Source organism: Nonomuraea sp. NPDC059007, assembly GCF_042740555.1.
Taxonomy (GTDB): Bacteria; Actinomycetota; Actinomycetes; order Streptosporangiales; family Streptosporangiaceae; genus Nonomuraea.
This window is the reverse complement of the sequence record NZ_JBHYJD010000034.1, coordinates 94,820-116,007: the sequence shown is the minus strand read 5'-3', so window position 1 is coordinate 116,007 and position 21,188 is coordinate 94,820. Positions and strand designations below refer to the sequence as shown.

Genomic DNA, 21,188 nt, shown 5'->3' with positions numbered 1-21,188 from the left:
AATCCCCGGGGGGGGGGGTTTACACCCCCCGCCGGGGGGGGGCGCTGTATCTAATCGTAATCGTCCATCTCCCCCCCCCCCGCTCCGCGGGCGGCCCCGCCCCGCGCGCGGGGGCGGCCCACGGCGGCGCTAACGGAAGGCGCCGAAGGCCACGGCGGTCGTCGAGGCGATCGCGGTGGTCAGCACCACCAGCAGGAGCACCGTGCCCAGCGGATTTCTGCGCGGGGGCGGGGGCTCGGGGACGCGCACGCGGGCGCGCCGCACGCTGGGTGTCGGTTTGGGGGACGGGGTCGGTGTGGCCGTCTCACGCTCGACGACCCTCGGCTGGACCACCGGCTGGGTCGCGGGTGAGCGCGTGGGCGTGGGTGTGGGCCGCACGGGCGTCGGCGTCGGTTCGGGGGTCGGCTCCGGTGTCGGTTCCGGGGTCGGCTCCGGTGTGGGCTCCGGCGTCGGCTCGGGGGGCGAGGGCGGCGGAGGTGGCGGCGGAGGCGGCTCCTGCGCGCACCCCAGCCGCACGCTCACCGGCCCCAGCTCCAGGCAGAGCGAGATGTCCACCGGCCCCGCCACGGCCTCGGAGTCCGGCTCCGGGTCCTGCCCGTGCCTGGCCGTGGCGTGGTCGGGCGGAGGCGAGAAGGCGGCCGCGCCTGGCGCGACCGCGCACAGCACGAGGGTCATCGCCGCCACCAGCAGCGGCGTGCGCGGCAGAGCCACGGTCACACGCCCCCGGATATGCGGGCGAACTCCTGCAGCGCCGCGCGGAACGCGTCGGGCCCGACCGCGAGCGGCCCGTCGAAGACGCGCATGATGTCCCAGGTGAGGTAGATGCCGAAGCCGAGCATCCCGGCCAGCGCCATCAGCGGCAGCACCGACCAGCCGCGCGGCCGGGCACCGGCCAGCAGCGGGAACAGCACCACGATGACGCCGGACAGCGCCGTCAGCAGGAGCAGGCCGTTCGGCGGCGTGGCCCCGGCGTCGATGACGCGCTGGGATCGCGCGGCGGCGAGCTCCTGGACGTGCGCGAGGACCTGGTCCTGCGCGTCCGCCACGTCGTCGGACTTGGTCGCGAGCCCGGTCACCTGCGTGCGCAGCGCGTCGACCCGCTCGGCGCCGACAGGGTCGACCGCGCCCTGGGCCATGAGCGGCCACTCACTGTCCACGACGAAGCCCACGTAGTCGCGCAGCCCGGAGCGGACCGCGTCGCGCGTCGCGGGGGGCAGGCCGTCGGCCGCCCAGTAGGCCTCGACGGCCGCCTGGCTCTCCGTCTGGGTGTTCTGGCGGGCGGAGTCGGCCTTGGTCCAGGGGACGATGATCGCGATCGCGAACGCGATCAGGAACAGCGCCGACAGCATGGCGCCCGCGTGCGCGACCGACGGACCGCCGGGGTCGTTGTCGTCGCTGCCCTTGCCGATCTTCCTGAACACGAGGGCGGCGAGCGCCACCACGCCCACCGCCGCCCCCACCGCGAGCGCGTAAGCCACCATCGTTTGTTCTCCCGAGAATCGCCGTGATTACCGTGCGTCACGTAGCTATCACGTACGGCAGCCGCGTGTCCGACGATCTCGGTGAACTGGCCGGACCCGGCCAGGACGGAACAGGACTTTTCGGCCAGGGCCAAATCCGGATGCCGCGCCGCCGCATCCTGTGCCAGGCTCGGGTGTGCACTACAGCGAACTCGAAGCCCGGATGCGGGCCGGCGATCGATTCCACGATCTCCGGCTGGACCCCGGCGCCTGGGCGATCGTGCGGGTGGACGGCCGCAACTTCTCGCGCTATACCGAACGGCGCTACGGCAAGCCGTTCGACGAGAGATTCTCGGCGATCATGGCGGACACGGCCCGCGCGCTGCTGGAGGAGCTCGGCGGACGCTACGCCTACACCGAGAGCGACGAGGTCTCCGTGGTGCTGGCGCCGGACTTCGCGATGTTCGGCCGCGGACTGCAGAAGCTGGTGTCGATCTCGGCCGCGGTGGCCGCCTCGGCGTTCACGCACGGGGCGGGCGAGCCGGTGCAGTTCGACAGCCGGGTGTGGCTGGGCGCGGACGTGGAGGACGTGATCGACTACCTGTCGTGGCGGCAGGCGGACGCGGCCCGCTGCGCGGTCAACGGCTGGTCCTACTGGACGCTGCGCGGCACCGGCCAGAGCCGGCACGAGGCCGCCAGGGCGCTGGAACGTACCAGCGTCGCGGCCAAGAACGAGCTGCTGTCCCGTCACGGCGTCGACTTCAACGCCCTGCCCGCCTGGCAGCGCCGCGGCGTCGGCCTGTGGTGGGAGAACCACGAGCACCCCGGCCACGACCCCATCCGCGGCGTGGACGTGATCACCCGGCGCCGGCGCGTACGCGTCGAGCGCGAACTGCCCATGAAGGACGACTACCGGCGGCTGCTCGCGCGGCTGCTGCACGAAAGGACGTGACCTTGCGCAACCCTCCCGCCGACATCCGTGCCGACGACCTGCTGCGCGCGCTGCGTGAGCACTGGGACCTGCCCTTCGAGCGGCTGACCCACGCCCCGGTCGGCTTCGGCGACCACCACTGGACGGCCGACGGCCGCTGGTTCGTCACCGCCGCGCGCCCGGCCCGCTCCTTCGCCGCCCTGGCCGCCGCGATGCGCACCGCCGCGAGCCTGGACCTCGACTTCGTGGTCCGCCCGCTGCCCGCCCGCGACGGGGCGCCGATCGCGGCCTTCCCGCCGCACTACGCGCTGACGGTCTACCCCCTCGTCGAGGGTACGGCCGGCGAGTTCGGCCAGGAGCAGACCGGCTCCGACCGTACGGCGATGGCCGCCCTGCTGGCCGACCTCCACGGCAGCACCGCCACCGGCGTCCCGGTCTTCGACCCGTCGCTGACCGGCCGCGCCACCCTGGAGCGGGCCCTGGACGAGCTCGACCGGCCGTGGACAGGCGGCCCGTACGCGGAACCGGCCCGCCGCCTCCTGTCCGGCCACGGCGCGGCGAAACTGCGCGAGGTCCTGGCCGGGTTCGACGCCCAGGCGGCCGCGCACGGCACCGGCACGGTGATCACGCACGGCGAGCCGCACCCGGGCAACGTCCTGCGCGCCGGGTCCAGGCGGCTGCTGATCGACTGGGACACGGTGGCGCTGGCCCCGCCCGAGCGGGATCTGTGGCTGGCGCTGGGCGAGTGCCGCCGGGCGCGGGAGGCGTACACGGCGGCGACGGGTCACGAGGTCGCGCAGCCGGCCATGGACTTCTTCCGGCTGCGCTGGCAACTGGACGACATCTCCATCTACGTCCAGGACTTCCGTTCCCCGCATGAGGACGACCCCGACACGAGGACGGCCTGGGCGGGTTTCCGCGAATACGTGGCGGCCGTGGCCCGCTGACCGGTCACAGGGACGCGGAGAGCCCGGCCTTCACCTCGCGCGTGAACACGTCGGCCAGGACCTCTTCGCGCCCCTGCTCTACCGCGTCGAGCGCCTGCGCGGCCACCTCGGCCGGGCTGATCTTGGGCTGGGTGACGCGGGCGGCCATGTCGGTGTCGATGAACGCCGCGTGGACCCCCACGACCAGGGTCTTCTGCTCGCGCAGCTCCTGGCGAATCCCGTTGGTCAGCGACCACGCCGCCGCCTTGGAGACGGAGTAGGAGGCGGCCTGGGGCAGGACCATCCAGGACAGCACCGACAGCATGTTGACCAGCGCGCCGCCGCCGTTGCGGGCCAGCACCGGGGCGAAGGCCCTGGACATCTCCAGCGTGCCGAAGACGTTCGTCTCCATCTCCGCCCGCGCGGCCCGCGCGTCGGGCTCGGTGACGAGCCCGCCGGTGCGGGAGATCCCGGCGTTGTTGATCAGGAGGGTGACGTCGCCGAGCTCCGTGGCCGCGGCGGCGACCTGGTCGGGGTCGGTGATGTCGAGCCGGACCGGCACGACGCCCGGTTGCGTGACGGCGCGCGGGTCGCGGGCGCCCGCGTAGACGGTCCGCGCGCCCCTGTCGAGCAGGGCCCGGGTGAACGCCCGGCCCAGCCCTCGGTTGCCTCCGGTCACGAGCGCGACCGCGCCTTCGATCGGCAGTCCGGTCATGGCGGCCCTCCTAGTGAGTTTGAATTTCCAACTCACTCTACACTCGGCGGATCACCTCAGGACGGGCACCTTGTCTCCGTGCTCGTTGACGGCCGACAGGGCGGGGGCCGCGCTCGTGGCCTTGGCGGCGTACCGGCCGGTGCTCTCGCGGCCGGCGAGCGTGATCCGGACGACCCGGCGGCTGCCCGCGCTCACGAAGTACCGCCTGCCGGAGGGCGCCGTCCACATCGCCCCCGCGACCACGTCCCTGCTCAGGCGGCTGCAGTCCCAGGTGCCGGTCCTGGCCGCGGTCGCCGTGCCCACGATGCGCCCGCCGCGCCGCGTGACCAGGACCGCCCGCACCGAGTTGCCACCGGTCGCGTCGGACAGCCGCAGGCACATCCACCGCCCGCCGACCCCCTCGGGCAGCCGCCCGGCCCAGAACTCCCACGCCGTCGCCGCCTGGATCTCCCCCGACGGCCGGTCGAGCACGCAACCCAGCGCCCGCCACGCGCCGAACCCCTCCTCCAGCGCGTCCAGCTCCCACGGCCCGTACCGGTTCACGTCGGCCGGTGGCGGCGGCTGGTAGGTGGCACTCGCCGACGACAACCTCCCGAAGTCCAGCATGGTGTACGGCATGCCGTGCGCGATCTCCGGCGCCCGCAACCGCAGCACCGGCCCCCGCCAGCACCCCTGCCCGGAGGCGGCCGATCCCGTGACATCGGGGGCGATCGGGGCGGTGACCCCGTCCTTCAGAGTGATCTTGCGCCAGCGTGGTTCCCCGCCCGACAGGGCCGCCGCCGACACCTCGGTCACCCACGGGGGCACCAGGTAACGGCTGCCGCGCGGGGTGAGGAGCAGCTTCAGCGGGCTCGTGCCATCGGGCTTGACCCGAGGCGCGGGCAACACCTCCAGCCCGTCCCGCCCTGCGTCGGCACCCTGCCCGCCCACAACCTCCCGCCCGCCCGTGACACCCTGCCCACCCGCAGCACCCTGCCCGCCCGGACCGCCCGCAGCGCCCTGCGCGCCCATGGCCTCCTTGCCGCCCGAAGTCCCCTGTCCGCCCGTAAGCCCCTTGCTGCCCGTGACGCCCTGCCCGGCCGGGGTGCCGTCCGGGGTGCCGTGCCCGTCCGGGGTGCCCTGACCGGCGGGGGTGCTCTGACCGGTCGTAGCGCTCTGCGCGCCGGTGGAGCCCGTGGAGGGCTGGCCGGTGGTGGGGTTGTGGCCGATGGTGGTGAAGCGGGCGATCCGGTCGTGGCGGCGGAGCAGGACGATCCGGACCCCGTCCAGCTCGCCCGCGTAGATCAGCTGGACGGGGCCGGAGCCCCAGGCTCGCTGGGCCCGCCGTACCAGCTCGACGTCGTCGGTGAGTGAGCCGCGCGGTGGCCAGGAGGCGAGCGTGAGGTCGGTGCCCGCGCGCCAGGCACCGGCCTGCGCGCGCTCGACCCGCAGCGGCGCGGCGCTGACCGGCCCGCCGGAGCCCACGTCGGGCGCGGCCACGGCCACCGCGCCGAGCAGCAGGAGGGCGGCGAAGGCGATCCGGGCGCGGCGCAGCGGGCGGCCGTAGACGCGGGCGACGGTCGGGTCCAGGGCGAGGGTGCCGTGCGCCCGCTCCACCGCCCTCGCCTCGGCCAGCGCGCCGCCGGGGTCGGCGGCTCCGGCGCCCGCGAGGATCTCCACCACCTCGGCGGCCGGGCGGCCCTCCAGCAGGAGCATCGCGTAGGCGGCACGGCCCGCCCCGGTGAGGCCGTTGAGCTCGCGCAGGAGCGCGACGTCGGACCTGGACACCACGACGGGCACCACCTCGACCGGCCCGAGCCGCCCCGACCACGGCATGAGGCGCAGCCGCAGCACCCTGCGCAGGAACACGCGGCGCAGGCCGGCCTCGTCCAGCCTGCCGTGGCGGGCGACGGCGGCGGCGGCCAGCCGGTGCGCCCAGGCCAGGCGGCGGTCCTCGCCGCCGGTCGCGGGCAGGGCGAGGTAGCCGAGCAGGACCAGGTCCCGGTAGGGCTTGGCGAGGATCCGGTTCCCCCGTATGGACCGCCGCATCACAACTTCACCGTCCGTGTCCGCATGCCTGCATATCGTGACTAGGAAGGTACGGCAGGCATTGCGGCCGTGAGGGCGTTATCAGGAAATCTCCGCCGGCGGCCTCAACGCTGAAACTTCAATCCCCCAGTAACAGCTCATGCCGCCGACCTGCCAGAACACAAGCCGTCTTCAGCGTTGAAGGCGGATTTATCAGCGTATTGGGGCGGCCGCCCCAGCGGGTGGTTGTTGCCCTGCCGCGGACTGGTGGACGGTACACGGCGAGAGACCGCCTCCGGAGTGAGAAGGAGAGCCTTCGATGAGGCACCGCCGTTTATCCACCGTTTTCGCAGTCATCGTCCTTTCCGCCGCGTCCATGGGCGCGGCGGCCCCCTCAGCCTCCCAGCCTGACCTCGACTCGACCGTCGTCCAGCTCATGACCGCCCGCAGCCAGGCCGACGGATCCCGACTCGCCGCCGCCGGCGCCGGCACCGAAGTCAACGTGCAGCGCCGCAGCCCACGGGGCGACTGGGTGTTCGGCTCCTCGGTGATCAAGGCGCCCAACGTCGAGGGCGCCTACCCCGAGGGCTGGCTGTTCGTCGCCCAGCGCACCGCCGCCGGATGGAAGGCCGGCCTGGACGGCACGCCCGAGTTCGCCGCCCTGGCGCAGCGGGCGCCCACGTCCGTGGTCAGCGACGGCGAGAAGCGTACCTTCGCCGGCAACGCCAGGGCCCAGACCCAGGCCGCCCCCACCGGCCTGTCCCTGCCCTACCAGCAGGGCGCCTCCTGGAAGATCATCGGCGGACCGCACGGCTGGTCGGGCCAGCCCAGGCCGTGGAGCTCGATCGACCTCGACAGCCGGGCCAGCGACCGCAGCGTGCTCGCCGCGCAGTCCGGCCGCGCCTACTGGGTCTGCTCCAACGGCGGGCACATCCGCATCATCCACGACAACGGCTGGACCACCGAGTACTACCACCTGCTCAACGAGATCCGCCCCAACGGCACCCAGCTCAAGATGGGCGACTACCTCGGCCTGACCAGCACCCGCATCCCCTGCGGCGGCTCGGCGGGCAGCAACCACGTGCACTTCGCGCTGAAGAGCGGCTCCTCGTGGGTCCCGCTGCAGGACAAGACCATCGGCGGCTGGACCTACTTCGAGGGCTCCGGCGCGTACGGCGGCGGCGCCCGCAGAGGCACCACCACCCGTTACGTCGGCGACTGGATCCAGAACTACGGCCCGGAGACCCCCGGCGGCCGCACGTTCGAGAACGCGGCCAACGTCGACGTCGCCGACCTGGGCCAGGGCGAGTCCCCGATCACGGTCACCGGCGTGCCGGGCAACGCGCCCGCCACGCTCAGCGTCTACGCCGACGTGCACCACGGCTGGCGCGGTGACCTGCAGCTCGACCTCGTCGGCCCGACCGGCGTGGTCTACCGGCTGCGCGATCCGGCGCCGGCCGACGACGGCACGATCATCCACGAGACGTACACGAAGAACGCCGCCGACTCGCCCGCGAACGGCACCTGGCGGCTACGGGTCAAGGACGTCGACTCCAACCACTCGGGCTACATCGACGCCTGGAGCCTGACTTTCTGACATATGCGCTGTAAATTCGGGCTGATCACTCCTGAAACAGGGGAGTTGTCCCGATGGAGCAGCATTTCGACCGCCTTCTCCGTGACGCGATCACCGCGCGCGGACTCAGCCTGGAGCGCCTGCACGCCCGCCTGTCCCAGCGCGGCATCAAGGTCAGCCTGGCCAGCCTCAGCAACTGGCAGCGCGGGAAGTGCCGCCCGGAGCGATCGCAGTCGCTCCGGGCGCTCCACGCGCTGGAGGAGATCCTCGCCCTGCCGGGTGACACCCTCATCGCCAGCCTGGGTCCGCCCAGGCCGAGGGGACGCTGGGTGAGCCATGTGCCGGGCGCGGTGCCGTACCGCGATCTGTGCCCTGAAGCGGGGAGCCTGCAGCGGCTTCTCGGCGAGATCAAGAACGTCACCGACGGACAGCTCGCGCTGCTGTCCTACCACGACCACATCACCACGGGGACGGACCGCGACGAGCGCTCGGTGCGCACCCGGGCGGTCTTCCAGGCCCGCTCGGACGGCGTGGACCGGCACGTGGCCATCCACTACAACGAGCGCTCGCACCTGCCCGAGGACTTCTCGGCGTCCTTCTGCCGGCTGGGCCGGGTCAAGAAGGACGAGCCCGCCGGGCTGACCGCGCTGGAACTGCTGTTCGACCGGCCTCTGGCGGCCGGGGAGACCTATGTGGTGGAGTACGAGTTCCGCTACAGGAAACGCGGGCCGCAGGCGCTGTTCTACAACCGCTGGTTCCGCTTCCCCGCGCACGCGTACCTGCTGACCGTGCAGTTCGCGCCGGGGACGACGCCGGTGCGCTGCTTCCGCACGCACCAGCCGACGACCGCGACCCCGCCCGCCGACGTGGGCGAGTTACGGCTGAGCGGCTGGGACTCGGTGCACATCGCCGACGTCGAGGTACGGCCCGGCGTGCACGGCGTCCGGTGGGAGTGGGCCTAGTGTTCCTCGCGGGTCATGGCGGCGCGGTAGGCGCCGACCAGGGACGCGAGGATGACCAGGTCGAAGATGATCTGCGTGGCGACCAGCGCGCGGGCCAGTTGCCCGACCGCGTGCACGTCGCCGAAGCCGACGGTGGCGATGGTGGAGACGGTGAAGTACAGGGCGTCCGTGCGTGTGCGCAGGCCGGCGAACTGGGCCGGGTCGATCGTGGCCACCATGAGGTAGCCGAGGGCGAAGAAGATCGTGACCACGTACAGCAGCAGCAGGAGCGTGCGCAGCCTGGCCTGCTTGTCGTGGTGGGCGACCGCGATCGTGTGCCGGCCGAACACCCAGACCAGCACCAGCACGCCGAGCATGAACAGCCCGGCCGCGACCCCGAGCCGCGCCACGTTGGAGCCGTCGCCCAGCGGGACCAGGTAGTAGAGGGCGACGAGTCCGGCCATGACGGCCAGGTGCTGCAGGCCGGTCAGCAACCGGCGGCGATCGGCCATGACTCACTGTGACCGCACGGTGGCTCCGGCTTCGGGCGGGACACGCCGGGGTAGTGGGAAAACGTGAAGGTGCTCCTGCTCACGATGGGCAGCCGGGGCGACGTGCAGCCGTACGTCGCGCTGGCGCGCGGGCTGCTGGCCGCCGGGCACGAGCCGGTCGTGGCGGGGCCGCGGCGTTTCGGGTCGCTGGCGGCGCCGTTCGGGATCGCCTTCCGGCCGCTGCCCGACGAGATGCTCGACCTTCAGGACCAGGTCAAGGGGCAGGGGGCGGGCGCGGCCATCACGGCGGCGCGCTCGGTGAAGCCGATGGTGCGCCGGGTGCTGGATGAGGAGGCCGCGCTGATCGAGCCGGGCCTCGACGTGATCGTCTACCACCCGAAGGCCCTCGGCGGACCCTATCTGGCGGAGAAGGCCGGGATTCCGTCGCTGGCCGGGCTGCTGCTGCCGCTGTACGTGCCGACCGCCGCCTTCGCCTCCCCCATCCTCCCGGTACGGCTGCCGCCCGCCGTCAACCGGGCCACCTGGCGGGTCGCGGCGGCGGTCGAGGCGCCCTACCGCTCGGTGGTGCGCACGTGGCGGACGGAGGTCCTGGGCCTGTGCGAGGGTTTCCGCCCGGCGGCGGAGCTGATCGCGGCCGGGCCGGTGCTGCACGCGTGGAGCCCGCGCCTGCTGCCGGCGCCGGCCGACTGGCCCCCGCGGGCGGATCCGATCGGCTTCTGGACCCTGCCCGCCGCCGGTGACTGGACCCCGCCAGAGCGGCTGGCCGCGTTCCTGGAGGAGGGACCGCCACCGGTCTACGCGGGGTTCGGCAGCATGGCGGGGCGTGATCCGCGCGGTCTCGCGGCGACCGTCGTGGAGGCGGCGCGGCTGGCCGGGCGGCGGGCGATCCTGGCGACGGGCTGGGGCGGCCTGCGCCCCGGCGAGGACGCGGAGGACGTCCTGGTGATCGAGGAGGCGCCGCACGACTGGCTGCTGCCGCGCGTGGCCCTGGCCCTGCACCACGGCGGCATCGGAACCGTCGCGGCGGCCCTGCGCGCCGGGATTCCGCAGGTCGTCCGCCCTTTCCTCGGCGACCAGCCGTTCTGGGCCGACCGCCTGCACCGGCTGGGCGTCGCGCCCCCGCCGCTGCGGGGACGGCCGCGCGCGCCGGAGGTGGCCGCCGCGTTCGCCTCAGCCCTGGAGCTCTCCGGTACGGCGGGCGCCGTCGCCGCCGACGTGGCCGCGGAGGACGGCGTGGCCGAGGCGGTCTCCCGCATCGAGGCCCTCGCGGCCCGCTAGGTTCATTCCTTCCGGAGGGCGGCGCGGCCCTCGGCGGCGCCGACGAAGCGCATCTTGCCCAGCGGCACCTCGGCCGGGCTCGGGTCGGGAGCCTGGCGGCGCTGCGGGCGGGGCCCGTCGCTGGGTAGCACGTACGGCCGCTTGAGCACCTCGTCCAGGATGAAGACGGTCTCCGTGGCCTTGACCGCGGGGATGCCGGCCAGGCGGTCGGTAACGAGCGTGTGCACCTCGGCCACGTCGGAGACCCGCACCTGGATCATGGCGTCGTGCTGCCCGGTGGTGATGGCGCAGTACTCCACCTCCGGCATCCGGGCCAGTTCCGCGCGGAACTGCTTCCACATCTGCTGGCGCACGGTCACGAAGATGAGCGCGGTGATGCCGAGCCCGGCCCTGACATGATCGATCTCGGCGGTGAAGCGCTTGATGGCGCCGTCGGCGCGCAGGGCCTCGAAGCGGGTGTAGGCGTTCGCCCGCGAGATGCCCACCCGCTCGGCCAGCGCGGCGACCGAGATGCGGCCGTTCTCGCGCAGGACCTGCAGGATCTTCAAATGGACGGCGTCCAGCTCAAGGCCGATGCCGATCCGTCCAGAGCGCAACCCACTCTCTCCACCATTTCTGGAAATTTCCGCCATCAGTACCACACTCCTCGACAAACCGTCTCACCGACGTGACACGGGCTGGACGTTCTGCCGGACAATCCACGACAACTTTCACAGAATATCTGGAGGACCCATGGCGACCCGCTCGCAGACGGCGGCTGTACTGCTCGCCGGTGCACTCGCCCTCGCCGCCTGCGGAAGCGGCGGCTCCAAGACCCCCGCTGCCGGTGGCACCGCAGCCGGCAAGACCCTCGTCATCGACACCTCCTTCGACCTCAAGACCGGCGACCCGGGCCGCACCTACGAGCCGACCGGCCTCATCATCGGCAAGGCGGCCTACGAGACGCTTCTCACCTTCGACGGCGCCGATGTGACCAAGCCCGTCCCGGCGCTGGCCGAGTCGTACGAGCTGTCGCAGGACGGCAAGACGCTCACGCTCAAGCTGAAGCAGGGCGCGGTCTTCGCCGACGGCTCCCCGGTCACCGCCGACGACGTGGTCTTCTCGCTGACCCGCGTGCGCGACATGAAGGGCACCCCGTCGTTCCTGCTGGACGGCGTGGAGGTGGCCAAGGACGGCGACTCGACGATCAAGCTGACGTCGAAGGCGGCCAACCCGGCGCTGCCGTTCATCCTGCCGAACCCGGCGCTCGGGATCATCAACAGCAAGGTCGCCCAGCAGCACGGCGCTACCGCCGACGCCAAGGACAAGGCGGAGCAGTACCTCAACTCGGCCTCGCTCGGCTCCGGCCCGTACGCGATCGAGTCCTTCAACGTCAGCAGCCAGGTCGTCCTCAAGGCCAACCCGAAGTACTACGGGACCAAGCCCGCCTACGACAAGGTCGTCATCCGCAACGTCGAGGCGGCCACGCAGAAGCTGAACGTCCAGCGCGGCGACAGCCAGGTGGCGCTCAACCTGTCCGGCGACCAGGTCACCGGCATGCCGAACACGCTGCAGGTCAAGAAGACCGCCTCGGCCAACGTCATCTTCCTGCTGGCCAACCAGAACTCCGAGATCAGCAAGACCACCACGAACGCCAAGTTCGTCGAGGCCGTGCGCAAGGGCGTCGACTACGCGGGCCTGCTGGAGCTGGCCGGCGAGGGCTCGACCCAGGCGCCGGGCGTGATCCCGTCGCAGCTGCTCGGCGCGCTGCCCGCCGACCAGGCCGCCAAGCGGGACGTCGAGGGCGCCAAGGCCGCGCTGGCCGCCAGCGGGCTGTCCAACCCGAGCGTCAAGCTGGAGTACCCGAGCGAGCTGACCGTCAACGGCCTGTCCTTCCAGCCGCTGGCCGAGCGCATCCAGGCCAACCTCAAGGAGGTCGGCATCACGGTCGAACTGGCCCCCGCGCCGGTCGCCACCGCCCTGGACAACTACCGCAACGGCAAGGAGGAGATGGGCCTGTGGTACTGGGGCCCTGACTACCCGGACCCCAGCGACTACCTGGCCTTCCTGCCCGGCAAGACGGTCGGCCTGCGCGCCGGATGGAAGCCCGGCGCGGCCAAGGAGATCGAGGCGGCCGGCGAGAAGGCGGCGGCCACCATCGGCGACGACGCCCGCAAGACCGTCTACCACGACGTCCAGACCAAGCTCAACGCGGGCGGCCCGTTCGTCCCGCTGATCCAGCCGAGCCAGAACATCGTGACCGCCGCCACGGTGACCGGCCTGGAGTACCACCCGGTCTGGACCGTCGACGTGGCCGACCTCGGCGTGAAGTGAAGGCCACCGGCACCCGGGCCAGGCACCCCCTGGCCCGGTTCCTGATCCGCCGGATCCTCATCGCCCTGCTGCTGGCCTGGGGGATCACGCTGGTCACTTTCGTCCTGACCAACATGGTGCCCGGCGACCCCGTCGCCGCCAACCTGGGCCAGCGGGCGCTCGGCGACCCGGCGATCGTCGCCCAGTGGAAGGCCGAGCACGGCCTGGACAAGCCGCTGCCGGAGCAGTACCTGCTGCACCTGCGGGGCATCCTCCAGGGCGACCTGGGCACCAGCCAGCAGAGCCACCGCCCGGTCAGCGACGACCTCGCCGAGTTCGTCCCGGCGACGCTGGAGCTGGCCGGGGCGGCGATCCTGATCTCGCTGGTGCTGGGCGTGGCGTTCGGCGTCGTGGCGGCCCTGCGCCGCGACCGGCTGCCCGACCACCTGCTGCGGGTGCTGAGCCTGATCGGCATCTCGGTGCCGACGTTCTGGCTGGCGCTGCTGGCCTTCTACGTCTTCTTCTACCGCCTGCAGCTCACCCCGGGCAGCGGCCGCATCGACCCCGGCATGACCGCGCCGGGGCCGATCACCGGCCTGCACACGCTCGATGCGGCGCTGACCGGGCAGTGGGACGTCTTCGCCAGCGCCGCCGGCCACCTCATCACCCCGGCGCTGGTGCTGGCCCTCTACACGATCGGGCTGCTGACCCGCTTCACCCGCAGCGCGGTGCTGGAGGTTCTGGGCCAGGACTACGTGCGCGCCGCGCGGGCCAAGGGGCTGCCCGGGCGGACGGTCCTGTTCCGTTACGTCCTGCGCTCGGCCCTGGTGCCCATCATCACCGTGGCCGGTCTGGCGTTCGGCTCGCTGTTGTCCGGGACCGTGCTGGTCGAGGCGATCTTCGCCTGGCCGGGGGTCGGCCAGTACGCGTACAAGAGCGCGACTTCACTCGACCTGCCCGCGGTGATGGGCGTCGGCCTGGTGGTCGGCGTCGTGTACCTGGTCATCAACCTGATCGTGGACGTCTTGTACGGGATCATCGACCCGCGAGTGAGGCTGCAATGAGGCGTGCTCTGAGGCGTGACCCGCTCGCGCCCCGCAGGCGGCGCGTGCCCGAGGCGTGGCGGCAGCCGCTGGCCGTCGCCGGGGCCGTCATCGCGGTGGCCTGGCTGGTCATCGCGCTGGCCGCGCCGTTCCTGGCCCCGCACGACCCGCTCGCGCAGGACCTGCCCCGCCTGGCCGAGCCGGGCCCCGGGCACTGGTTCGGGACCGACCAGCTCGGCCGCGACATCCTCAGCCGCGTCATGTACGGCGCCCGCGTCTCCATCCCGCTCACCCTGCTCCTGGTGGCCATGAGCGTGCTGGTCGGCGGGTTGCTCGGCGCCGCCGCCGGATATTTCGGCAGGTGGGTGGGTGAGACCATCATGCGGATCGCCGACCTGGTCTTCGCCTTCCCCACGGTCATCCTGGCCATGGTCGTGGCCGCGGCGCTCGGGGCCAGCCTGACCAACGCGGTGCTGGCCGTACTCGTGGTGGCCTGGCCCGCCTACGCCCGCGTCACCCGCGGCCTCGTGCTCGGCGTGCGCGAGCGGGAGTTCGTGCTCAGCGGGCGGCTGCTCGGCTTCTCGCCCTGGCGCTCGCTGCGCGTGGACGTGCTGCCCAACGTGACCGGCCCCGTCCTGGTGCTGGCCACGCTCGACATCGGCACCGCGCTGCTGCTCCTGTCCGGACTCAGCTTCCTGGGCCTCGGCGCGAAGCCGCCCTCGCCCGAGTGGGGCGCGATGGTCGCCTCGGGCGTGGAGGTCTTCGACTCCTGGTGGGTGGCGACCTTCCCCGGTCTCGCCATTCTGACCGTGGTGCTGGCCTTCAACTTCCTCGGCGACACCCTGCGCGACGCCCTCGACCCGCGTACGGCCCGCGCCATCAAGGAGCGCGCACTGTGAAGATCACCGACCTGAAGGTGGACATCCACGGACGGCAGATCCTCAAGGGCGTCTCCGTCACCCTGCGCGAGGGCCGCGTCCACGGCCTGGCCGGCGAGTCGGGCTCCGGCAAGACCATGACCGGCCTGGCCGCCCTCGGCCTGCTCCCGCACGGCGCGAGCGCGACGGGCTCGATCGTCCACAACGGCCGCAACCTGCTCGAACTGTCCGCCAAAGAGCTCAACAAGGTACGCGGCGGCGAGGTCGCCATGGTCTTCCAGGACCCCGCCACCAGCCTGCACCCCATGCTCACCGTCGGCAGGCAGCTCACCGAGCACATGCGCCACCACCTCGGGCTGGGCAAGGCCGAGGCGCGGGCGCGGGCCGTCGAACTGCTCGGCAAGGTCCGCATCCCCGGCGCCGACGAGGCGTACGGTCGCTACCCCCACCAGTTCTCCGGCGGCATGCGGCAGCGCATCGCCATCGCGATCGCGCTGGCCTGCTCGCCCCGGGTGCTGATCGCCGACGAGCCGACCACGGCGCTCGACGTGACCGTCCAGGCCGGCATCCTGCGGCTGCTGCGCGGGCTGTGCGACGAGCTGGGGCTGGCCGTGCTGCTGGTCACCCACGACCTCGGGGTGATGTCCGCGGTGGCCGACGAGGTCAGCGTCATGAAGGACGGCCTGATCGTGGAGAGCGGGCCCCGCTCCCACGTCCTGCGCACCCCCGACCACCCCTACACCCGCTCCCTCCTGGCCTCCCTGCCCGAGAGTCCGCTCGCCCCCGCACCCGACGAGGAGCGCTCATGAGCCTGCTCACCATCGACGACCTGGTCGTCGAGCACCGCTCCCCCGGCCGTCCCGTCGTCCGCGCGGTCGCCGGGGCCAGCCTCACGGTGCGCGCCGGTGAGGTCGTCGGCCTCGTGGGCGAGTCGGGATGCGGCAAGTCGACGCTGGCCAGAGCCGTCTGCGGGCTGAACCCGGTGACCGAGGGCGCCATCCGGTTCGAGGGGCAGCCGGTGACGCCGCTCGGGCTGCGGCGCCGTACGCTGACCGGGATTCAGATGGTCTTCCAGGACCCGTACGCCTCCCTCAACCCGCGCCGGCGCGTGGGCGACCAGATCGCCGACGGCCTGCGGGTGGCGCGCGGCAGCACCGCCACCCCGGCCGACCTGCTCGAACGCGTGGGACTGCCGAGAGAGTTCACCGATCGCCATCCGCACGAGTTCTCCGGCGGGCAGCGGCAGCGCATCGCCATCGCCCGCGCGCTGGCCGCCGAGCCCCGCCTGCTCATCGGCGACGAGCCCATCTCCGCCCTGGACGCCTCGGCGCAGTCGCAGGTGGCCCGCCTGATGCGCGACCTGGCCGTGGAGTCGGGGGCCGGGCTGCTGTTCATCAGTCACGACCTGTCCGTCGTACGCCTGATCGCCGACCGGATCGCCGTCATGTACCTGGGCAAGATCGTCGAGGTCGGCGGGACCGCCGAGGTGTGGGACAACCCCCGCCACCCCTACACCCAGGCCCTCCTGAACGCGATCCCCCTGCCCGACGGCCAGGGCACGCTGCCGGCGGAGCTGCCCGGCGACGTCCCCGACCCGGCCAGCCCGCCGGGAGGCTGCCGCTTCAACCCGCGCTGCCCGCACGTGATGGACGTCTGCCGCGACAAGGAGCCGGACTTCGGCCCGGTCGCCTGCTGGCTCCACGAGCCCACGTGACCCCCACACCCGACCCCGGCCCCTTCGGTTCCGGCCGTCCGGGGTCCGGCACCCCGGGCTTCGACCCCTCGGCCGCCACCCCGCACCCCTCCAGCTCCCCCGAGGCCACGGCCAAGCCCCGTCAGGGGGAAGGCGGTCAGGCTGCAGGCTGCCGGGCCAAGGACACGCCCGCCGAGGGTGGTTCGGCTGCTGGTGGCCTGGTCAGGGATGTGCCCGCCCCGCGCGGACTTCCCGAGGACGGCCCGCCCGGCGACGCACTTCGGGCGAGCGGACACGATCAGGACCAGCCACCCGGCGACGCGCTTCCGGCGAGCGGACACGACCAGGACCAGCCACCCGCGAGCGGGCTGAGCCAGGACCGTGGGCAGAGGCAGGACCGGCCTGTCGTGTGCGGGCCCAGGCAGGACGGGCAAGGCGCGGGGCCGGCTGAGCGGGTGGAGGCGGTGCGGGCCGCCATGACCGCGGCCGAGGTGGACGCGCTGGTGCTGCGGCCCTCGCCCGACTTCCGGTTCCTGGGCGGGCGGGGCGAGGGGTTCCTGGTGGTCACGCGGGACGACTACGCCGAGACCACCACCCCCGGTGCGCTCATCCCGGCCGCCGCCCGCCGGGTCGGGGTGGATCCGGAGATGCGGGTGCGGGAGCTGTTCGGACTGTCGGTGGACGCCGAGCTCGTGCCGGCGGGAGCCGTACTCGCGCCTCTGAGGTTGCGGAAGGACGCGGGCGAGCTCGACGCGATCGCCACGGCGGCCGCGGCGGCGGACGGGGTGGTGGCGCGGGCTCGGGAGTGGCGGTGGTTCGGGGCCACGGAACGCGCCATGGCCCGCCACCTGCGGGTCGCGATGCTGGAGAGCGGCTGCGAGGAGATCCTGGGCGTTCAGGTGGCGGCCGGGGAGCACACCGCGGTCCCCGCGCACCGCCCGACCGACCGGGTGATCAATCCGGGCGACGCGCTCCAGGTCGCCGTGCGCGGGCGGTGGGACGGCTACTGCGCCGAGGTGGCCAGGGCTCTCGCGGTGGCCGAGCCGCCGGAGGACTTCGACGCCCTGTACTCGGTGGTCCTCGCCGCTCAAAGCGCCGCCCTCGACGGTGTACGGCAGGCCCTCCCCGCCGCCTCCGTCGCCAGGTCCGCCCAGTCGATGATCGAGGAGTCCGGCTACGGCCAGTTCGCCGCCGGCCACTACGGCAGAGGCGTGGGCCTGGCCGACGACGAAGCGCCGCACCTGTCCCCCGCCGACCCCACCCCGCTGGCCCCCGGCATGGCGCTCTGCCTCGAACCGGCCGTCTACCTCCCCGACCTGTTCGGCGCCCGCCTCGCCGACGTGGCGGTCTGCACGGAGTCCGCCCCACGCCTCCTCACCACCCCGCCCCCGGCCCTCCTCGTGCTCGACCGCTGACGACCCCCAAGACCCGGGGCCGAGGTGCGCCTTTTCTCCCGGTGCCCTGTGGCACGCTGGTTGACGACGATCATCGGGGGGTGTCGTGGGCCAGTTCGTGCTGCTCATGCTCGTGCTGCTCGGGGCGCTGGTCACGGTGCCGCTCGGCGACCGGCTGGGGCTGCCGGCACCGGTGCTCATGACGTTGTACGGCATCGTGCTGGCGGTGCTGCCGTTCGTGCCGAACGTGGACATCCCGCCGGAGCTCGTGCTGCCGGCCCTGCTGCCTCCGCTGCTGTACGCGGCGGCCAGCCGTACCTCGTGGCGGCAGTTCGCGGCCAACTGGCGGCCCATCTTCCTGCTGGCCGTGGCGCTGGTGTTCGTGACCACGGCGGCGGTCGCGGGGGTGGCGCACGCGCTGGTGCCCGGCCTGTCGCTGGCCGCGGCGGCGGCGCTGGGCGCGCTGGTCGCCCCGCCGGACCCGGTCGCGGCCACCAGCGTCGCGGGCTCGCTCGGGCTGCCCAGGCGGCTGGTGTCGCTGCTGGAGGGCGAGGGGCTGTTCAACGACGTGACGGCCATCGTGCTCTACCACGTGGCGATCGCCGCGGCCCTCACCGGCAGCTTCTCGTGGCCGGTCGCGGCGGGCGAGCTGGTGTTGTCGGCGGTGGTGGCGGTCGTGGTCGGGTTCGGGGTGGGGTGGGTGGCGGCCCGGCTGGACAGCCTGCTCGGCGACCCCACGTTGCAGATCGGGCTGTCGGTGCTGGTGCCGTACGCCAGCTACGTGCTGGCCGACCAGTTGCTCGGCTCCGGCGTGCTGGCGGTGCTGACCACCGCCTTCTACCTGCGCGAGAAGACCAGCGACGCCGACGACTCGATCGGCCGGCTCACCGGCGCCGCCTTCTGGCAGGTCGTGGACACGCTGGTGACCGGGGTGGCGTTCGGGCTGATCGGGCTGGAGCTGCACAACGTGCTCGGCACCGTGACCAGCAGGTTCGGCGAGGTGATGGTGTGGAGCCTGATCGTGGTCGCCGTGGTCGTGGGGGTCCGGCTGCTGTGGCTGCTGCCGACCGCCTCGCTGGCCAGGCGGCTGCACCAGTTGCGCGGCGACGACTCCGAGACGCCGATGAGCTGGCGCGAGACGGTCGTGATGTGGTGGGCGGGCATGCGCGGCGTGGCCTCGGTGGCGCTCGCGCTGGCCATCCCGCTGGAGGTGCCGCAGCGCGACGTGCTGGTCTTCGTCGCGTTCGCGGTCATCCTCGCCACGCTGCTGGTGCAGGGCCTGACCCTGCCCTGGGTGGTACGCCTGCTCGGCGTCACCTCCGACACCGAGGCGGAACGCGCCTTCGAGCGCAGGCTCGCCAAGCAGGCCGCGGGCGCGGCGAAGCAGCGGCTGAGGGAGCTCGTCGACACCGAGCAGGTGCCCGACGACATGGTGGAGATTCTCGGCCGCCGCCTGTCCGACATCGCGGTACGGATCAGCCCCGAGCTGGCCGACGAGGAACGCCGCGAGGCGTTCGGCCAGCGCCTCGAACGTTTCAGGGTGGTGCGCCGGGTCAACGACGAGATGATGTCGGCGGCCCGGCGCGCCGTCCTGGACGCGCGCCGCGACCCGGACGCCGACCCGCAGGTCATCTCACGCGTGCTGCGCCAGCTCGACCTGCGGAATCTGGGCTAGAGCGTGATCCACTCGGTGGACGTGGTGACCTCGTCGAGTATCGCCTGGATCGGCTCGACGCCGAGCCCGGGTCCCGCGGGGACGTCCAGGTGGCCGTCGCGCAGCTCGAACGGCTCGGTGATGTCGGTCGCGTAGTAGCGGCGCGAGCCCGAGGTGTCGCCGGGCAGCGTGAAGCCGGGCAGCGCGGCGAGCGCCACGTTGGCGGCCCGGCCGAGGCCGGTCTCCAGCATGCCGCCGCACCACACCGCGACCCCGTGCGCCCGGCACAGGTCGTGGATGCGGCGGGCCTCCAGGTAGCCGCCGATGCGGCCGGGCTTGATGTTGACGATGGAGCAGGAGCCCAGCGCGATCGCGGCCGCCGCGTGCTCGGCCGACTCGATGGACTCGTCGAGGCAGATCGGGGTCCTCAGCTGCTTGGCGAGCTGGGCGTGCTGGACGAAGTCGTCGTTGGCCAGCGGCTGCTCGATGAGCAGCAGCTCGAAGTCGTCCAGTTTGGCGAGCTGGCGGGCGTCCACGAGTGTGTAGGCGGCGTTGGCGTCGACCTGCAGGAGCACGTCGTCGCCGAAGCGCTCGCGCACCGCGCGCACCGGCTCGACGTCCCAGCCGGGTTCGATCTTCAGCTTGATCCGGACGTAGCCTTCGTCCAGGTAGCCGCCGACGGCCTCCAGCAGTTCGGGGATGGAGTCCATGATGCCGACGGAGACGCCGCAGGGCACCCGGTCACGTTCGGCGCCCAGGAAGCGGCCGAACGACTCGCCGGCCGCGCGCAGCTGGGCGTCCAGCACCGCGGTCTCCACGGCCGCCTTGGCCATCCGGTGGCCCTTGATCGGCTCCAGGGCGCGGCCCACGCCGTACGCGTCGACCTCGGCGGGCAGCGACGGCAGCAGGAACCGCTTGATCACCTCGGCCGCGCCGTCGACGAACTCGGAGGAGTAGAGCGGCTCCGACATGGCCACGCACTCGCCCCACCCCTCGGCGTCCGGTGTCACCACGCGCACGAGCAGCACGTCGCGCGAGGTCTCGGTGCCGAACGAGGTGCGGAACGGCGCCACCAAGGGCATCGCGATCCTGCGCAGCTCTACTCCTGTGATTTTCACGCCTTCTCCACTACGTAGTACTTCTTGTCATGAAATCCAGTGACCTTGCGGCCTTCGGCCAGCATGCCGCCCAGCACGTCGCGTACGGCATGCCGCCACGCCTTGGCCGTTCCCGGATCAACGCCGCGCAACCCCTCCACATCGGCGGGGATCGCCACCAGCACGACCGGCGCGTCCATGTCACCGGGCACCGGCCTGCCGCCCTCGTTGCGCAGGGCGATCACCGTTCCCGTGGGGATGTCCGGCGTGTACGGCTCCCGCCGTACCGCCGCCTCGACGTGCGGCGCGGTCAGGTCCCAGACGGCGAGCACCCGATCGGACTCGTCGCCCTGGTTGATCGCATCGCCCATGACCCCGTAGAAGCTGGGCAGGTACTCGTGCGGCCTGGCCCCCAGCTTGGCGAGGTTGAAGTGCGCGTTGCGGCGCACCAGGGGGTCGTAGGTCCAGGAGATGCGCGTCAGCCCGCGCTCCAGTGCCCAGCGGCGCTGGTGCATCTTGAGCTCGAACCCTATGCCGCGCCCGACGGCCGCACCGGTGATGTGCGAGTGCAGTACGCCGCCGACCGCCATGAAGCCCACCGACGCGCCCACCAGTGTGGCTCCGTCGTATGCGCCGGTGATGTAGTTGCCGGCGTGCGAGAAGGCCCGCATCAGCTCGACCGAGATCGGCTCGCCGCCCGGGTCGAAATGCCAGATATCACCGAACAGCGCGTGGACCTCTTCCAGGTCCGCGATCTCGTGAAGCTCCCTGATCGCGATCACGCATGCCCT

Annotated in this window: 20 protein-coding genes; 12 read left to right on the top strand and 8 right to left on the bottom strand. The window is 72.7% G+C overall.

Annotation, left to right across the window (positions count from 1 at the left end):
- Positions 1-129 precede the first annotated feature (129 nt).
- Positions 130-717, bottom strand: a complete 588-nt coding sequence (locus tag ACFWY5_RS40295; protein ID WP_379637958.1) for a hypothetical protein — start codon at positions 715-717, stop codon at positions 130-132.
- Complete coding sequence (locus ACFWY5_RS40290; RefSeq protein ID WP_379616911.1) at positions 714-1,481, bottom strand: hypothetical protein; 768 nt, start codon at positions 1,479-1,481, stop codon at positions 714-716. The genes ACFWY5_RS40295 and ACFWY5_RS40290 overlap by 4 nt, the downstream gene beginning before the upstream one ends.
- A gap of 175 nt (positions 1,482-1,656) precedes the next feature.
- Here ACFWY5_RS40290 and ACFWY5_RS40285 point away from each other — a divergent pair, with 175 nt between their 5' ends.
- Both ACFWY5_RS40285 and ACFWY5_RS40280 read left to right on the top strand, forming a co-directional pair.
- Entirely contained in the window at positions 1,657-2,412 is a 756-nt protein-coding gene (locus ACFWY5_RS40285) for a tRNA(His) guanylyltransferase Thg1 family protein (RefSeq protein ID WP_379637957.1), read from the top strand.
- A gap of 2 nt (positions 2,413-2,414) precedes the next feature.
- Complete coding sequence (locus ACFWY5_RS40280; RefSeq protein ID WP_379637956.1) at positions 2,415-3,338, top strand: phosphotransferase; 924 nt, start codon at positions 2,415-2,417, stop codon at positions 3,336-3,338.
- A 4-nt stretch (positions 3,339-3,342) separates the two neighbouring features.
- Here the strand turns inward: ACFWY5_RS40280 and ACFWY5_RS40275 are convergent, their stop codons facing one another.
- Both ACFWY5_RS40275 and ACFWY5_RS40270 read right to left on the bottom strand, forming a co-directional pair.
- On the bottom strand, positions 3,343-4,032 hold the full coding sequence (locus tag ACFWY5_RS40275; protein WP_379637955.1) for an SDR family oxidoreductase: 690 nt from the start codon (positions 4,030-4,032) through the stop codon (positions 3,343-3,345).
- A 51-nt stretch (positions 4,033-4,083) separates the two neighbouring features.
- Entirely contained in the window at positions 4,084-6,060 is a 1,977-nt protein-coding gene (locus tag ACFWY5_RS40270; RefSeq protein ID WP_379637954.1) for a hypothetical protein, read from the bottom strand.
- A gap of 298 nt (positions 6,061-6,358) precedes the next feature.
- On the opposite strand from ACFWY5_RS40270, the gene ACFWY5_RS40265 reads away from it, so the two are divergent.
- Together ACFWY5_RS40265 and ACFWY5_RS40260 are read left to right on the top strand one after the other, a co-directional pair.
- Positions 6,359-7,636 (top strand): proprotein convertase P-domain-containing protein, encoded by a 1,278-nt coding sequence (locus ACFWY5_RS40265; RefSeq protein ID WP_379637953.1) that lies wholly within the window; start codon positions 6,359-6,361, stop codon positions 7,634-7,636.
- Positions 7,637-7,689: 53 nt separating this feature from the next.
- Positions 7,690-8,577 (top strand): multiprotein-bridging factor 1 family protein, encoded by an 888-nt coding sequence (locus ACFWY5_RS40260; protein ID WP_379616901.1) that lies wholly within the window; start codon positions 7,690-7,692, stop codon positions 8,575-8,577.
- On the opposite strand, the gene ACFWY5_RS40255 is transcribed toward ACFWY5_RS40260, so the two are convergent.
- The gene (locus tag ACFWY5_RS40255) at positions 8,574-9,068 is read right to left on the bottom strand and encodes an ion channel (RefSeq protein WP_379616899.1); all 495 of its coding nucleotides are present in this window, start codon (positions 9,066-9,068) and stop codon (positions 8,574-8,576) included. The two genes, ACFWY5_RS40260 and ACFWY5_RS40255, sit on opposite strands and share 4 nt — an antisense overlap.
- Before the next feature lie 63 nt (positions 9,069-9,131).
- On the opposite strand from ACFWY5_RS40255, the gene ACFWY5_RS40250 reads away from it, so the two are divergent.
- Positions 9,132-10,346 carry a glycosyltransferase gene (locus ACFWY5_RS40250; protein WP_379637952.1) on the top strand — a complete coding sequence of 405 codons (1,215 nt, stop codon included), beginning with the start codon at positions 9,132-9,134 and terminating at the stop codon, positions 10,344-10,346.
- Between the two features lie 2 nt (positions 10,347-10,348).
- Here ACFWY5_RS40250 and ACFWY5_RS40245 read toward each other — a convergent pair whose 3' ends face one another.
- On the bottom strand, positions 10,349-10,942 hold the full coding sequence (locus tag ACFWY5_RS40245) for an Lrp/AsnC family transcriptional regulator (protein ID WP_246509277.1): 594 nt from the start codon (positions 10,940-10,942) through the stop codon (positions 10,349-10,351).
- Between the two features lie 136 nt (positions 10,943-11,078).
- Between ACFWY5_RS40245 and ACFWY5_RS40240 the strand changes: the two genes are divergently transcribed.
- The 7 genes from ACFWY5_RS40240 (at position 11,079) to ACFWY5_RS40210 (ending at position 19,321) form a co-directional block, all read left to right on the top strand.
- Positions 11,079-12,659 carry an ABC transporter substrate-binding protein gene (locus ACFWY5_RS40240; protein WP_379637951.1) on the top strand — a complete coding sequence of 527 codons (1,581 nt, stop codon included), beginning with the start codon at positions 11,079-11,081 and terminating at the stop codon, positions 12,657-12,659.
- Complete coding sequence (locus tag ACFWY5_RS40235) at positions 12,656-13,702, top strand: ABC transporter permease (protein WP_379637950.1); 1,047 nt, start codon at positions 12,656-12,658, stop codon at positions 13,700-13,702. The genes ACFWY5_RS40240 and ACFWY5_RS40235 overlap by 4 nt, the downstream gene beginning before the upstream one ends.
- A complete protein-coding gene (locus tag ACFWY5_RS40230; protein ID WP_379616891.1) occupies positions 13,699-14,580 on the top strand; it encodes an ABC transporter permease in 882 nt (293 codons plus the stop codon). The genes ACFWY5_RS40235 and ACFWY5_RS40230 overlap by 4 nt, the downstream gene beginning before the upstream one ends.
- Complete coding sequence (locus tag ACFWY5_RS40225; protein ID WP_379616889.1) at positions 14,577-15,368, top strand: ABC transporter ATP-binding protein; 792 nt, start codon at positions 14,577-14,579, stop codon at positions 15,366-15,368. The genes ACFWY5_RS40230 and ACFWY5_RS40225 overlap by 4 nt, the downstream gene beginning before the upstream one ends.
- Entirely contained in the window at positions 15,365-16,273 is a 909-nt protein-coding gene (locus tag ACFWY5_RS40220; protein ID WP_379637949.1) for an ABC transporter ATP-binding protein, read from the top strand. Before ACFWY5_RS40225 ends, ACFWY5_RS40220 begins: the two co-directional genes overlap by 4 nt.
- Positions 16,270-17,667, top strand: coding sequence for a M24 family metallopeptidase (locus ACFWY5_RS40215; protein WP_379637948.1), 1,398 nt, complete (start codon positions 16,270-16,272; stop codon positions 17,665-17,667). The genes ACFWY5_RS40220 and ACFWY5_RS40215 overlap by 4 nt, the downstream gene beginning before the upstream one ends.
- An 85-nt stretch (positions 17,668-17,752) precedes the next feature.
- Positions 17,753-19,321, top strand: a complete 1,569-nt coding sequence (locus tag ACFWY5_RS40210) for a Na+/H+ antiporter (protein ID WP_379616883.1) — start codon at positions 17,753-17,755, stop codon at positions 19,319-19,321.
- Here the strand turns inward: ACFWY5_RS40210 and menC are convergent.
- Together menC and ACFWY5_RS40200 are read right to left on the bottom strand one after the other, a co-directional pair.
- A complete protein-coding gene (gene menC, locus ACFWY5_RS40205) occupies positions 19,318-20,418 on the bottom strand; it encodes an o-succinylbenzoate synthase (protein WP_379637947.1) in 1,101 nt (366 codons plus the stop codon). The genes ACFWY5_RS40210 and menC overlap by 4 nt on opposite strands.
- Positions 20,415-21,179 (bottom strand): GNAT family N-acetyltransferase, encoded by a 765-nt coding sequence (locus tag ACFWY5_RS40200; RefSeq protein ID WP_379616878.1) that lies wholly within the window; start codon positions 21,177-21,179, stop codon positions 20,415-20,417. The genes menC and ACFWY5_RS40200 overlap by 4 nt, the downstream gene beginning before the upstream one ends.
- Positions 21,180-21,188 lie beyond the last annotated feature (9 nt).